At 40.1% G+C, this 14,115-nt stretch carries 15 protein-coding genes and 1 pseudogene; all 16 read right to left on the bottom strand.

The features are described from left to right. Positions 1–40: 40 nt before the first annotated feature. Positions 41–850 (bottom strand): ABC transporter permease, encoded by an 810-nt coding sequence (locus K331_RS0108765; protein ID WP_028590001.1) that lies wholly within the window; start codon positions 848–850, stop codon positions 41–43. Then, entirely contained in the window at positions 847–1,833 is a 987-nt protein-coding gene (locus tag K331_RS0108760; protein ID WP_028590000.1) for an ABC transporter ATP-binding protein, read from the bottom strand. Before K331_RS0108760 ends, K331_RS0108765 begins: the two co-directional genes overlap by 4 nt. A gap of 46 nt (positions 1,834–1,879) precedes the next feature. Continuing rightward, positions 1,880–2,689: an ABC transporter permease gene (locus K331_RS0108755; protein WP_028589999.1), complete on the bottom strand. Its 810-nt coding sequence runs from the start codon at positions 2,687–2,689 to the stop codon at positions 1,880–1,882. Beyond that, positions 2,661–3,422 carry a CPBP family intramembrane glutamic endopeptidase gene (locus K331_RS0108750; protein ID WP_028589998.1) on the bottom strand — a complete coding sequence of 254 codons (762 nt, stop codon included), beginning with the start codon at positions 3,420–3,422 and terminating at the stop codon, positions 2,661–2,663. The genes K331_RS0108755 and K331_RS0108750 overlap by 29 nt, the downstream gene beginning before the upstream one ends. Position 3,423: 1 nt before the next feature. Beyond that, on the bottom strand, positions 3,424–3,693 hold the full coding sequence (locus K331_RS0108745) for a PqqD family protein (RefSeq protein WP_028589997.1): 270 nt from the start codon (positions 3,691–3,693) through the stop codon (positions 3,424–3,426). 169 nt (positions 3,694–3,862) lie between these two features. Then, positions 3,863–4,684, bottom strand: a complete 822-nt coding sequence (locus tag K331_RS0108740) for a hypothetical protein (RefSeq protein WP_028589996.1) — start codon at positions 4,682–4,684, stop codon at positions 3,863–3,865. Further along, positions 4,681–5,277 (bottom strand): dTMP kinase, encoded by a 597-nt coding sequence (locus K331_RS0108735; RefSeq protein WP_028589995.1) that lies wholly within the window; start codon positions 5,275–5,277, stop codon positions 4,681–4,683. The genes K331_RS0108740 and K331_RS0108735 overlap by 4 nt, the downstream gene beginning before the upstream one ends. Before the next feature lie 18 nt (positions 5,278–5,295). Beyond that, positions 5,296–6,876, bottom strand: a complete 1,581-nt coding sequence (locus K331_RS0108730; RefSeq protein ID WP_028589994.1) for a B12-binding domain-containing radical SAM protein — start codon at positions 6,874–6,876, stop codon at positions 5,296–5,298. A 4-nt stretch (positions 6,877–6,880) separates the two neighbouring features. Then, positions 6,881–8,239, bottom strand: coding sequence for a radical SAM protein (locus tag K331_RS0108725; RefSeq protein ID WP_084165410.1), 1,359 nt, complete (start codon positions 8,237–8,239; stop codon positions 6,881–6,883). A 9-nt stretch (positions 8,240–8,248) separates the two neighbouring features. Continuing rightward, the gene (locus tag K331_RS0108720) at positions 8,249–9,598 is read right to left on the bottom strand and encodes a B12-binding domain-containing radical SAM protein (protein ID WP_028589992.1); all 1,350 of its coding nucleotides are present in this window, start codon (positions 9,596–9,598) and stop codon (positions 8,249–8,251) included. A 58-nt stretch (positions 9,599–9,656) separates the two neighbouring features. Beyond that, positions 9,657–10,202, bottom strand: a complete 546-nt coding sequence (locus K331_RS29140) for a flavoprotein (protein ID WP_036634473.1) — start codon at positions 10,200–10,202, stop codon at positions 9,657–9,659. Positions 10,203–10,456: 254 nt separating this feature from the next. After that, positions 10,457–10,666: a hypothetical protein gene (locus tag K331_RS0108710; protein WP_018884733.1), complete on the bottom strand. Its 210-nt coding sequence runs from the start codon at positions 10,664–10,666 to the stop codon at positions 10,457–10,459. 11 nt (positions 10,667–10,677) lie between these two features. Next, positions 10,678–11,201, bottom strand: a pseudogene (locus tag K331_RS0108705) (PRC-barrel domain-containing protein). Positions 11,202–11,223: 22 nt separating this feature from the next. Continuing rightward, positions 11,224–12,375 (bottom strand): cysteine desulfurase family protein, encoded by a 1,152-nt coding sequence (locus tag K331_RS0108700; RefSeq protein ID WP_028589991.1) that lies wholly within the window; start codon positions 12,373–12,375, stop codon positions 11,224–11,226. A gap of 212 nt (positions 12,376–12,587) precedes the next feature. Continuing rightward, on the bottom strand, positions 12,588–12,977 hold the full coding sequence (locus tag K331_RS0108695; protein ID WP_226383566.1) for a DUF2262 domain-containing protein: 390 nt from the start codon (positions 12,975–12,977) through the stop codon (positions 12,588–12,590). Positions 12,978–13,090: 113 nt separating this feature from the next. Then, entirely contained in the window at positions 13,091–14,110 is a 1,020-nt protein-coding gene (gene mglC / locus K331_RS0108685; protein WP_018884737.1) for a galactose/methyl galactoside ABC transporter permease MglC, read from the bottom strand. Positions 14,111–14,115 lie beyond the last annotated feature (5 nt).

Here is a 14,115-nt window from a genome sequence, read left to right as displayed (position 1 = left end):
CTTTAACCCTGATTAAGGGAGCTCGCATCTAAATTAAGCTTTAATAGAAATTGTAGCTCCCGTTCTTGCGTGCATTCTTCTCTGCGAAATGGATAATAACAACCGTTAGAATAATCATAACGATAACTGTGAAGAACAAATAAATAATGCTCGGAATAGAGGATAACAAGTCTCCTTCCATTAAAAGCTTGCGCATAATATGTAGCGAGTGAGTTAACGGCAATAAAACGGATAACACTTTTATTCCCCATGGAAATACGGAAACAGGCACCCGAACTCCAGCGAGCAGATGCATCGGTTCATTAAAAAGGGAGAAGACTATTGTAGCGTCACGTGAGAATAAGAATATCGCATTCATTAATCCTCCCCATGCAGTTGCAGCAACTAGTACTACTAAAACACAAATGGGTAGATAAACTAAATTAAAAATGGGAAATCCTCTGACAAAGCAGATCATTAATACAGAAAACAAAAAAAACATCCATATATTCTGAATTAATGCTCCTAGTACGCGACCATAGATTAACGCTAGCTTGTTCACTGGGCTCAAAAATATAATTTCCAATGTCCCATCCTGACGTTCTAAACTCATCTGCCATGCACTGCTAACCAAGGTCCAAAAGCACTCGTAGCCAAGATAACCGATGATTAAAAAAAGTATAACGGATTGAGGAGAGGACAATAACGGCCATATGCTCTCATGAAGTGAAAAAGGCTTATAAGCATAGTAACCATTAAAAAATGAAATTACAGGCCAAATCAATAGCGAAAAATATGTGTAGCGTGACTGAAAACTGTTTTGGTGCTGTTTAATAATCTCAGCTCGAATGATCCCTATTAACTGCTTCAATTTTTCTCCTCCGACACCAGTTTAATAAGAGCATCCTCAAGGCGCGGCTCGGATATTGTGAGCCTCAGGATTGGCAAATCGTAGCTGGAGAATATTTTAACTATATCCATAGAAATGTTCTCTTTCGCTTCGATTTGGATATCTACACCTGAATCCTCACATTTAAATTCGATTTTCGCATCAGTTTGCGCAGCAATCCCTTTTAATAAAAGGTGCACATCTTCTGGCAGACTGGAGACTGCGAAATGAATTTTCAAATCTGTTTGCAAACTACTCGCAATATCTCGAGGCGAGCCCTGCACTCTGACCTTACCATGATCCAGCACATACACATAATCGCATAATTCCTCTACTTCATTAATATAATGGGAAGTTAATAGTAGCCCTTTCTGATCATTCCTCGCTAGTTCTTTAATGTAAGATCTCATTTCCTTAGCAACAGCTACATCGAGCCCCAAAGTCGGTTCATCCAGGAATAAATAGCTGGGATTATTAATTAACCCTCTAGCAATTTGTAATCGCTGCTTCATCCCTTTTGAATAGCGTTCAACCGGAATATCTACTACTTCATTTAATCCTACTAATTCCATATATTTTTCGATATAACACTCAATTTCCTTCTTGGACAGATAGTACATAGCCCCGAAATACTCCAAATTTTCTCTAGCGGTTAATCTCCAGTACAGGTTCCTCTCTCCACCTGAGATCACATTGATGATTTTTTTGATTTCATTCGGATACTTTATCCCATCAATATCATTAATAGAGAAGCTCCCTTGTGAAGGCTGAATAAGGCCCGCAAGCATTTTAATTGTTGTCGTTTTACCAGCCCCATTGATGCCTAACAACCCAATAATCTGTCCAGGCTTAATACATAAATCCACGCCGTTAACAGCCTTAAATTCTCTGGTCTTTTTAGGAGCGAACAAATTTCTCTTTTCAACCGTAACAAACCTTTTATGCAAATTACGAGCGATTAGCATAACTTTGCTCCTTCAGGGGTTTTATGTTCATTATGTGAAAGGTTCTTTATGTATAATTATGTTCAAGCACATAAATTTCTGCTTTACGGATGAAAATGAAACCTAATACGCAGTAAAGGACGCTTAACAGTAACAATTCAACAATGAAACCTGAGTATGCGCCGATCGACTCGCCGGAGAATGTTAAATCTCTTAAAAGCCTAAGTGAGGTAGTCAAAGGAAATAAATGTGATACATACTGAATCCATTGGGGCAAGAACTCTATCGGAAAAGACATTCCGCTAATAAAGCTCATAATAATGAATAATGTATTTTGAGTAATGTAGGTATCGCGAAGGTATAGCATCAGTGCCGCAAGAAAGACGGCTAAAGAAAAGAAACTAAGTACTGCAAGTAAAAAGGCTAAACAGAAATCAATTAACTTAAATGTGCTGAAACTCGCCCCAAATAACCAACCAATAAACAAAATACATACAAATTCTAAGAAGGACCTAAAAAATTGTTCAGTGAAAACACCTATCAAATATCCCTTTCGAGATGCAGGAGATAGAAATAACATTTCCAATGTGCCTTCTCGTAATTCCGTCATCAATGATCTGCCTACATTCATAAGTGTTGCCACGGCGATTGTATATCCACCAATACCAATTACCATGTATGTCAAATAGTCCGCTGTGCCTGTATATACAGCAAACTCGCTACTAATTTTCCCACCAAATAAATATATGTAGATCAAGTATGAAAATAATACGGTATAAAAGCCTATCAGTGTGCGCTCTAACATAAATGTCCAGGGATATGCACGACGCACCGTACGATGATTCTTTTTACAAGTTGCCATTATGATGTTGATCATACGTAAAGCTCCTCCTCGCTTTCCAATGAATCCAGAGCCTGTAAAACTGATTAACTGCAAGGGGAGCATTAAACATAAAGTGTATCAGTATAGCTACAATAACTGACCCAGAATACAAATATAAAGCGCAACTTAATACACTTAACAAGAATTGCATCATATAGTCTGTCCAATGAAACAATTTTTCTGCATGTTGATGTAGAACATGCTCTGATACGAATAAAATACTAGAGAAAAAAATAGCCTGAATGGGCCCTTCCTTAAGAAGGATAGTTGTAAATATAAACCCTCTGTAAAACAATTCCTGAAGAATCGCCGAACCAACAAGGCTATAACTTTGTAATAGAGCTTCTGATAATGTAATGGGTGCAAAAAACAAAATATATTGCTTGTTAAATATAGTCATTAAATCCTTAAGCTTAAACAGTACAAATCCAAGTCCAAGCACGATAGCTATAAGAACAGAAGCATATAAATTTCCACTACTATCAATACTCCTGTCATTTCCAAACATAAAAAAGAAAAGGATATACGGTAGAAAATAAAGTGTCCTTCTTACCCAATCGGCCCCAAAAAACAAATCATCCCTAATACAATAGGCCATTCGATTTATCAAGATGACGATCTGCATTCCAATAAATACAAGCATCAGATCTGTAGAAAAATTAGAAATAACTAGACATATTAGAATCAACTCTATTGTGATCAGGCAAGCCCACTGATAATTCTTCACATCACACCTCAACCAGGTTTTTCTGAATAAGCTCATTAATGAAGGCCTCTATATCCTGCCTGATATCACTTGGAACCACATCATATACTCTGGAGACTTTATCAATAATGTCACTTATTGATTTTTCACCATTTATTGATTCCCAGACCAATTCACCAACCTCATCGAGCTCAAAAACCTCCCTATTGATTGCTATATATTTCACATTATTGATAACCCTGCATTGTACAAATATACTTTGACGTGGCACACTACTCATAATTTTGTCCATACTCTCACTCTCCATTTCATTTTGAAGGGCTAGAACGCTTGACTGCTAATTTCGTTCTAGCCCTATAAAGCTACTTTTGACCTAGACGTTTACCATTCCAGATACTTTAACTGGCTTTAATTTGGGCGGTTTGTACATTCGAATTCACCTCCTTTCCCTACTCAATTGATTAGATTTGTTTTTGTCTCAATAAATCCTGAGTTTTGAGATTATACTTCTGACAAAACTGCATTGCTTCACGTATATATTCTTGTACTGTGTCGTTGTGAAAAGGATGGGTTTGCAGCTTGAGATACAACTTCATTAACCCCTTGTCAGATGAACCTTCTTCATATTTCTTTAGCTTTCTGTAAATCCATTTATTGTTAGGATTAGTTTCTCCATACATCCCAAGGTAACCATTCATCACAATATTAATTAATCCCCTAACCATAAAAAAAGCTGATCCAAAATCCCCAGAAATACAAGCTCCCTGAATATCTTCAACTGCACCGCTATAAATTTCGGATTGAACTACTGCTCTATAGAAATTCAGGTTTTCAAATTGAATATTTTTGTGAATTTTGTCAAACAACACCTCATTATGGATAGGTCGTGCCCATTTTAACCGATGCAGTAGGTCATACTCCTCTGACTTTAATCTATCAATATAGTGTGAAGTCTTAAAATCCAAGTTATTTAATTTAGAGATCAACAGGTTAAAGTCGTCCCAGTTCCAATATTCAAAATCATATCTTACTCCATCTTCAGTAACATTTTTGGTAAGACAATGCTCTGACGGAAATATCGATTCACCATTATGATTGGTAAGATTCATGACCTTGTTGTCTGTGTTATCGCAGATAATATAAACATCAATATCGGAGGTAGCATTACCAAATCCCTCTAAAATGGAGCCGGCTAAAAAAACCAGCGAGGAATTTATATTGATTTCAGTAATGTATGACATGATTTTTTGGGAACGTTCCATAACAAATTGCAAATTGTTCATCTTTTGATCCCTGCTTTACACACAAAGCTATTCACGTGGTCCTTAATGACTTGCTGGTTATAATCAAAAGTGTCTAAGCTGTTCATATGAATAAAATTCTTCTTACTTCCCAACACATTATATTTCTCACAAGCTTTGTTCATTATAAATTTAGTTTCGTTCACCCCTTCAATCCCCCTTTGTTGAATTCGTTTCAGTGCTTCATCAACAGGTAAATGGAACAAAAATACCATATCAGGGACAAGACATTGCTCTAGAATATGGTTCAATTCTTTATTTTCAATACCATACGCATATGCATATGCCCAATGAGAGTAAGTCCAACGATCCAGCAAAACAGTATAGTCTTCATCAAGCCATCTTTGTATTTGATTACTAGCCTTACATACTTCATATGCATAAAGCAGGGACTTGCTTTTTAAAGAGAACATATCTTTTTCTTTTTTTTCGTATTCTTTGGCAATATGGTCCACTTCCTCGAAGATCACTTTATGGCTAATAGCTTTCACACCTTGAGTATGGAGCCAATCTAATATTGCTTTCATATGTGTACTTTTTCCAGATCCATCTATACCACAAAAAGCAATAAACATTGTGATCTCTCCTCACTTTTAAAGCCTACTATTCACCTCAGCGACTTTAGCTTTCAATTTTTCCACTTCGCACATAACTGTTTCAAACAGAATCTTTACTTTGGGATCAATGTCAGTATCCTCTTCAAATATTCCAATTAGCTTTTCAACGGTCTTAAGCCAGAGCTCCGCCTCACTCCTGTATAAGTAGGACAGATGTGCCTTATTATCGACCACATTATTACCCATCTCATTACTCGTGTATGCCCTGTTGCTCTTCTCCTTGAACATAACTCCCAAAATCAAGGAATTAACCTCCAAATATATCAGTTTAAACTGTATAAGAATGTTGTAGAACTCAGTGACTTTCTTATCCCGAAAATAAATTTGACCACAATCCATCTCATCTAAAATTTCAATAAGTCCGTCTTCAATTAGCTGCTCCCGAATTGGAGTCCCCGTATATGGACGCAATTCATTAAAAAAATGATCAGAATAGAACAATTCCTTAGTTTTTAGCCAATAAAAGTTGTTTTTTAATTCATCCCATGTCATATAAGGTTCAAAGAAGATGAAACCTACAGCCAACTCAAGCCCAAGTTTACGTATGAGTTGAATGGCCTGTTCATTTTCTTTTAAGGTCGTTCCCGTCTTATATCTTGAGAAAGTAAATTCATTCGCAAACTCTAGCCCCAGAAAAACTTGTGTCAATCCAACCTCCTTTAGTCGAATAAGTAAATCTTCTTCAACGTCAGAGGCCTTTAAACTAATCAGAAAGTCAATTTTCAGATTTCTTTTTTTGACTTGTTCTGTAAAATCCTCTATCCACTGCCGCGACTTTTTAGACCTGTCCATAAAAATATCATCAGAGAAGCTGAATTTCACAATTCCTTGTGAATGATATAAACATTCAATTTCCTGTACTACATTAAGCGGACTCCTCATTCTTCTTATCTTATGTTTATAAAAATGCTCTACTGTACAAAAACTGCATTGGTAGGCGCAGCCTCTACTAGCGATAACACTCACCCGATTTCCTGATGTAGCAATATCATTCAGGTTCACTCTTTTAGGGAACGGCAATTCGTCCAATTCTGCTTCAGACAACGTGACTGGATTCACAATAATAGAATTATTTTCATCACGATATGTTAGTGCACTAACGTCGTTATATGAAATCTCTTTCCTTATTGCTTTATATAATTGAATGCAAGCACCTTCACCCTCACCTTTTATAACAGAGTTGATACTCGTATATCTTTCTAAGATATCCACTGCGGCAAAACTGGGAAAATGTCCGCCTAAAGTAATATGAGTATCAATCTTATGTTGTCTAAATCGCTCAATAATAGTGATTGTGCTTTTGAACAACAACTGGCCTACAACAGAAAATCCAATCAATTGATAGTCTTGTTCGTGTATTCTTCGGATCATGTCATCGAAATGAATCCATTGACTTTTCATGTCTATTATGTCGCAAGCAATACCATTTCGTTCTAAAGAAGAGGCAATGTAGCCCACTCCTAGATAACCCTGATTTAATATTTGCCCTCTAACATTCTCTAACTCCTCGTAATTGTCTATGGGTACAGAAGGTACAATTAGTAATACATCCCCCATAATTTCACCGTATCTCCTGATTAGCTGCAGAAAGAAGGCAGTTATCATAGTCATAGGCGTATCCTTGTTGAGAGGCATTTTGTCTCAAAACACAGGTATTCAAACAATATTTATTAAGCTCACACGAACCACATGAAGTAGAAATTTGCTTAACCCTTCGATAATTCGTTAAATAGCTGGTGTTCTGCCAAGCATATTTAAATGAGGTCTCACCCATATTCTCACCAACGGGAGCGCAGGCACATGCTGCTAATCCTCCACTCTCTGTAACATAAGCCATGTATAATCCACCTTCACATATTTGCGGAGCTTTACCTTCCATCAGGAAGGATTGAGGAGCGGAAATAAACATTTCATTTTTATAGAGATGCTTAAGCCTTAGTATTTGGGCGATTATATCTTTAAGCTCAACCGCATTCAATTTGATTTTGTCCCAGTTCTGTTTACCACAACCAATTGGCATTACAGGGTAAAAATAGAGACTTGTAATTTGATTTGCTGAACAAAAATTAATAATGTCTTGTACCTTATCTATATTTTCGGAGTTCAAGACAGCACAAACGCCTAGTCTAATTCCAAAATTTTTAACATTCATAATTCTCTCTATATTTCGTTCGATAAAATGGTTCCTTACCCTGTCCTCAGAATAGCTATAAATTCGATTGTAAGAAATTTGGATTTCGTCAACTCCTGCTGAGCTCAAATCCTCTGCATATTTAGACACTCCGTAACCACTGGTTAAAACCACTTTCCTCTTAATCCCTAATTCTGACGCATAACGAACCAATTCAAGAGTCTCCTGAATGCATTGATCCATTAGTGGTTCTCCGCCCGTTAAAGTTAATGTATCCGCTCCAAGATCAAATGCTTCTTTAATAATAATCTTTTTATTAGTTATCGATAACGGTGTAAGAGATTGATGATGCTTTTTACTGCAATACGTACATTTAAAAGGACATTGATTGGTAACTGACATTTCAAGTTTCCCTAAAGAGATAATCTTACCTAAGTTAGCAGGATCAGAGAGCAGCTTTGCAACCCTGATGGCATTAAATGAAAAATGAGGATGATAAATAACTTCCTCTAAAGGTCTCTTGCGTATCAACTTTACTTGCATCAGATAATCAACAAAATCAGAAATTTCACATATTTGAATGGATACTCCAGTGTTATTAAATATCGATTCTTGAATTGACTTATATTCCATTTCTCCATCACAAAATAAATAAATTAAAACCTGATCCTCGGTGAAGTACTCTTCTTTTCCATATTCCGTAATTAATTGATATCGCCCTGCACTAATAGAAAATAGAGCCTGCTTTGGTTCAGTAAAACAAAACACCCACCTCGATAAAGACATCATACCAACCTCCTATACCTGTAAATCAGGCTGATGCTTAAAAGTTGTTGGATATCTATCTTTCAAGTGATTTACTTTGTTTAGCACATTTTCACGAAACCATTTGCGTCCAGACCAAATGTTAGTGCAGCCATCAATTGTCGTCTTAGCCCAATCATGTAGTGTGAAATTTTCATTAAGATTTGAGTTTTGAACAAGATCTTCATAAAGACTTGTCCCATAGAACGGAGTATAAATACGGTGAAATTGGCGGTTTGTCTTTAGATTGGCGAGTTGCTCACACAACTCAAATGTCTCGTTACTATCTTCAATGGTTTCAAAGGGAAAGTCATGTACAATTGAGACATGAGACATGATACCTGCTTGATCCAGAAGCTCGCATGCTAGCAGCGCATCGTTTTTACTAAAATTCTTATATAAGGCCTTCAGCACTCTGTTGGAGCCGGTCTCAATTCCTGTATACAACTTCTCAAGTCCTGCTTCTCGAAGTAGACGTAAATCAATAAGTTTGGCAATTTTCAATACATCGCCTATTCGCATATCACACATCATCTTGATGCGAATATTGTTATCCAACATCATCTGAGCAAGTTTGGCAACGCGTCTAGGATTCGTTGAAAAACATGGATCTACGATTTGAATTCTGTCAGGCTTGTATTTATTATCGAAATACACTAAATCATTAAAGACTCGTTCAGCACTAAATCCCTGCCAGCACTGGTGAGTATGTGTCTTTTCTGAGCAAAATGCACATACACTGGGGCACCCATAGCTGCTGACATAATAAAAGCGCCGCTGTGTCTGACTTCTAACATTAGTGTAATAATATTGCTCCACATCAATTAAGTCATAATTCATCCTGGGCAGAGAGTCCATATCGGTAATCATCTGAAATGGGTTGCTTTTAATCTGACCTTCGATTGTGTAAGTTAGATTTGGTATCTGAGTAATATCGAGCTCATGATTACTGACGAGATATTGTGATAACATAACGCTTGCCACTTCTCCAGGACCCCGTATAACATAATCAGCAAGACCTTCATCAAACAGCTTATTGAAAAAAGCGCTAGCAAAATAGCCTCCCCATACGATAGGAGTATAAGATGCTAGTTCCCGTGTAATCTTCGCAGCTTCAATGGCTTCAAATATCGAAGGACCTGTCATGCAAGATATACCTACATACAATGCATCTCTTATATTATCTTTCAGCTTCCTTCTCCAATCATCTTCAGTCTGGATATCTATTAAAACTACCTCATAACCCTCTTGATGTAGACTTGATCCAATGGACATGACAGGTAATGGCATTTGTTTAAATCCTTCCTCACCAACCGAAGAAAACAATACTATTTTTTCATTCACGTATCGGACACCTCCTGAGCAAGATAGTTATCGCCTACTATCGGGGGGTACTGTTCTACTAACTAATTAATTCAAGCCGTATTCTTTCAATTATCTTTTCCGTGTGTGGAAATCTTCCAATCCCCGTTGTGCCATTTGCCATCGAACCACTTTCAGGCTCCAGGAGCAGATACCCCCGCTTTTGAAGTCTGTGAATGTTCTCTTGTACGATTTCGGTGTCATACATAGAGGAATTCATTGAAGGAATGATCAATATCTTATTGTGAAACGCTAAAATTGACGTGCTGAGCAGATCATCTGCGATGCCATTAGCTGCCTTGCTAATTATATTGGCAGTTGCTGGCGCAATAATCAGAAGATCACTTCGTGCTGCAAGGTCCAAATGCTGAAAGCTACTCTCCTGCTTAGCTTCAAACATGTCTATTGAGACTGGATTTCGTGAGATGCTCTGGAAAGTTAAAGGTGTAACAAACCTGGTAGCATTAGCAGTCATTATCACATGGACATCTGCCCCACAATATTTCAATCTACTAACCAGTTCTACAGTCTTATATACAGCAATTCCTCCACACACCCCACATAAAATAACCTTTCCCTTAAGCATATCATTCACCTTATTTCCATAAACAATAGATAATCGGAATTTATGTAAATATAATACTCATAGTATAAGCTTGATGATCGCCTCTAACCACCGTGAATAATGGGGAAAATTGTCTTTTGAAGTCGAATAGTTCGACATTTTTGTGAACAGAATCACAAACTTGTGTAAAAGACCGCTCTCGACGAAAAATCGAGAGCGGTCACATACAGACATCATATTTAATTTGCAGTCACGAATAACAATTTAGCATCCGTTTAAGACGATGCATGTGCTTCCGGAAATTGCTGCGCGATCTCTTCGCCAAAGAACAGATCGTCCAGCGAGCTGAGCGTTCCATCCTCTTCCACCTGATACACAGACATCTTCTCACCGTTGACCGTCAGCTCGATGTAGCACCCCCAGCAGTAAAACTGATGAGATCCGATTTTGCCGATATCCCTCGAATTACAATTTGGACATCTCATGTATACTCACCCTATCCATTAACAGAATGTGTCGCTCTTAATCCAGGCGCTCTTCACTGAGGGGAGGGACCATAACGGCATGCTTACCGATGGACATCTCTTCAGTGACAGGCAACCATTTTCTTCCTTCAATTACGTCAGTTACAAAGCCGTCGCTGATTTCCAGCCTTCTTATTGTATTGCCCATTTTCTGGTCAAAATAAACATCTGTAATTTGGCCCAGCAAGGAGCCTTGCTCTGTCAGCACCGACAGGGATCTCAGCTTGCTGCTGCCATTCAGGAATGTATGCTGTATATGGTCGGCTTCCAGCTTGCGGATGGCCTGTTGATTACGGATCATTACGGCATCCTCACCGCAGGCAACAATGTCGTCCCAATGAACGACCTTTAGATGTGTGGTGAATAGGCCCTTGTCTTCAAGCTCGATCCCCTCGATCTTCCAGTCTGCTGTCAGCAGGAAGTCGTGGATCGTACCTATGCGACTGCCGCTCTCTAGATCGAATACGGCTAGTCCAATCATTTCTTGAAGCTTCATAATATACAGGCCCTCCTCATCCCTAATGCCTATTACGCAGCCGAGCCAGAATGGTTGCAATTTTTTCGGCTGTGTACTCGATTTCCTCCATAGTATTACCCAACCCAAAGCTAAAACGAATCGCTGATTTCAATACTTCTTCAGGAAGCTGCATTGCCTCCAGCACATGGGATACCTCAAGTGATCCTGAGGTACAAGCCGACCCACTTGCTGCGGCAATCCCCTCCATGTCCAGATTCATTAGTAGTGTCTCCGTGCTATACCCCGGGAAACTGATATTTACGATATGAGGCAAGTAATATTCCTGATTACCATTCACAACGAAAGCTCCCTGGCCCAAACGTTCCTCCAATTGATTCAAGAACGTCTGCCGCAAACACAGATCATGCTCCCTACGTGGAGTGAGGCCCTCGGATGCCAGTCGGGCTGCAGCTGCAAAGCCTGCGATCCCTGCCATATTCTCGGTACCCGCCCGTCTCTTCTTCTCCTGCAGCCCCCCATAGGACCGCGGTTGAAGTGAGACACCACGCCGGATGTACAGAGCTCCCATTCCCTGCGGGCCATTGATCTTGTGTGCAGATACACTGAGTAGGTCAACAGGCAGCTCGTGACAACGAATCTGTACTGCTCCGAAGGCTTGTACAGCATCTACGTGCAGTAGAATCCCTCTGGAGCGGGCCAGCTCTCCTGCCTCCACAATCGGCTGAAGTGTTCCTGTCTCGTTGTTCCCATACATCATGGTAATCAAGGAGGTATCTGGGCGAATTGCTGCTTCTAGATCTGAGATCCGTATACGTCCCGTGTGATCCACAGGCAGATAAGTCACCTCGTAGCCCTTCCGCTCCAACTCCTCGCAGCTATGTAGCACAGCGTGATGCTCGATGGATGTTGTAATGATATGGCCAGACTTTTGATTCTGGGCCTCAGCAGCCCCAAATATAGCCAGGTTATCACTCTCAGTGCCTCCGCCAGTAAATACCAATTCCTCTGGCATGCACCCCAAAGAAGCCGCAACGACATCCCGTGCATCACCTACTGTACGCTTGGCTGACCGCCCAAAAGCATGAATGCTGGAGGGATTGCCAAATTGGCCGGTCATGATTTCCATCATGGTCTGCGCTACCTCTGGATGCATCGGGGTCGATGCGGCATGGTCCAAATAAATACGCTTCATTATATATGCCACCCCGTTATAAATTCAGTTATTTGAAGGAAGCTGCAATGATATGCATGCACTCCGACTGGAATTGTAATCCATTCTGTGCCTTCACTATATAAGCAACTATGAAAAAAAGCAAGAAAATATCCTGTAATAATTACAATAACCGGACAGGAATCCATAATAAATTCTGCCGGCTATAAAGTTGCTATCACAGCCCTGTTAGATCATCTAATCTGATGAGATTGAAATCCTTGCTCGATATGGTACTTGACGCTGAAGGAGAGACCAGCAGCAATTGGAATAATACATACTTGCCGCTCCTGCTCCCACTCAAGCCCGCGCAGCTTCAGCTGAGAGGCAAATTGAGCAGCTGTATAAGGCTCTTCTTCGAGATATTCATCAAGCCAATGCTCATTCCAGATGTCCAGTAGCTCAACAGCTAATGATTGACGCGCTTGCTCATCCAACGTGTTCAGATTGTCCAGCAGCTGCTCCACACCTGGAAGCATAGACTCCGCTTCCTCCCTATCTTCTGCATGGAGCAAGATATGTATACGATCGCTATCAACCTCAAACTGGACCTCAAACTGATCTTTAAGCTGAGCTACAAGCAGAAAAAAGCTGATCCACTTTGATCAGCTTTTTTCAGAACTCTACTTTGGAGTTAGAGCATGAATAATAGGACAATATAGTAACAGCAACACAGTCATTCGAACATCTGGCACAATTACTTCTTCGCCATATATTTGCGAATATCGAAAGCAACCGCGGCTACAATAATGAGTCCTTTGATAATCAACTGCCAGTATGGACTGACGCCGATAAAGGTTAAGCCGTAGTTAATGACGCCAAAGATCAGCACCCCGGCCATTACACCAGGTACAGTACCGATACCACCCGCAGTCGATACGCCGCCCACCACACAGGCCGCGATCGCATCAAGCTCATACATGTTACCATAATTGTTGGTAGCCCCTCCTGTACGAGCAGCCTCCAGCACTCCTCCTAGTCCATACAATGCACCAGCAATGGCATAGAGAGCGATCAGATTACGGGCAACGTGAATACCTGACACGTGGGCAGCCTGAATGTTGCCGCCGATGGCATACATATTCTTGCCAAGTCTTGTCTTGTTAAAAATCACCCAACAGATCACGGCTACAGCAATCGCAATGAGCACAATGTATGGAATGGAGTAGCCCCCACCCAGATCAATATAGCCTGAGCCTATCGTTGTAAAGTCAGGTCTTAACCCACCAATCGGCTGGGACTGGTTGGGCTCCATGTCAAAATAGATGGAATTCAGACCATATACGGCTACCATAGTTCCCAGTGTGGCTATGAAAGGTGGGACATTCAATTTTGCAACAATGATTCCGTTGACCAGCCCTACGAGCAGTCCGGCGATAATCCCGATCACAATCGGTAACCCTACCCATAGCTGGGGCAGATCAGGGAAGAAACGATTGGCATAGGTATCTATCTGGAGCATAGAGGCCGAGATGACTGCCGTCAGCCCTACGACCCGCCCAGCCGACAGGTCTACCCCACCCGTGACCAGAATAAAAGCGGCACCAAGTGCAATAATGGCTCTAGTAGAAGACTGCTGTAGAATATCTCGCAATGTAGAAAAGGCCAAAAAATTGGGGTCTGCAATGGCGATCCCGATTACCAACAGGATCAACACCATAAAGATGGCGCGCTGCATCATATATTGCCGCACCTGTGTCATCACACGTGTATTCATTTCTA

This window comes from Paenibacillus massiliensis subsp. panacisoli DSM 21345, assembly GCF_000426545.1.
Taxonomy (GTDB): domain Bacteria; phylum Bacillota; class Bacilli; order Paenibacillales; family Paenibacillaceae; genus Paenibacillus; species Paenibacillus panacisoli.
The sequence above is the reverse complement of the archived record's forward strand: the minus strand, read 5'-3'. Positions and strand labels throughout refer to the sequence as shown.

Bases quoted from the DNA above. Each gene is read 5' to 3' on its own strand.
- K331_RS29140 (WP_036634473.1), bottom strand. From the start codon at position 10,202: ATGCTTAAGGGAAAGGTTATTTTATGTGGGGTGTGTGGAGGAATTGCT.
- K331_RS0108725 (WP_084165410.1), bottom strand. From the start codon at position 8,239: ATGATGTCTTTATCGAGGTGGGTGTTTTGTTTTACTGAACCAAAGCAG.
- mglC (WP_018884737.1), bottom strand. From the start codon at position 14,110: ATGAATACACGTGTGATGACACAGGTGCGGCAATATATGATGCAGCGC.
- K331_RS0108755 (WP_028589999.1), bottom strand. From the start codon at position 2,689: ATGATCAACATCATAATGGCAACTTGTAAAAAGAATCATCGTACGGTG.
- K331_RS0108740 (WP_028589996.1), bottom strand. From the start codon at position 4,684: ATGAACAATTTGCAATTTGTTATGGAACGTTCCCAAAAAATCATGTCA.
- K331_RS0108760 (WP_028590000.1), bottom strand. From the start codon at position 1,833: ATGCTAATCGCTCGTAATTTGCATAAAAGGTTTGTTACGGTTGAAAAG.
- K331_RS0108730 (WP_028589994.1), bottom strand. From the start codon at position 6,876: ATGGGGGATGTATTACTAATTGTACCTTCTGTACCCATAGACAATTAC.
- K331_RS0108745 (WP_028589997.1), bottom strand. From the start codon at position 3,693: ATGGACAAAATTATGAGTAGTGTGCCACGTCAAAGTATATTTGTACAA.
- K331_RS0108735 (WP_028589995.1), bottom strand. From the start codon at position 5,277: ATGTTTATTGCTTTTTGTGGTATAGATGGATCTGGAAAAAGTACACAT.
- K331_RS0108710 (WP_018884733.1), bottom strand. From the start codon at position 10,666: ATGAGATGTCCAAATTGTAATTCGAGGGATATCGGCAAAATCGGATCT.
- K331_RS0108700 (WP_028589991.1), bottom strand. From the start codon at position 12,375: ATGAAGCGTATTTATTTGGACCATGCCGCATCGACCCCGATGCATCCA.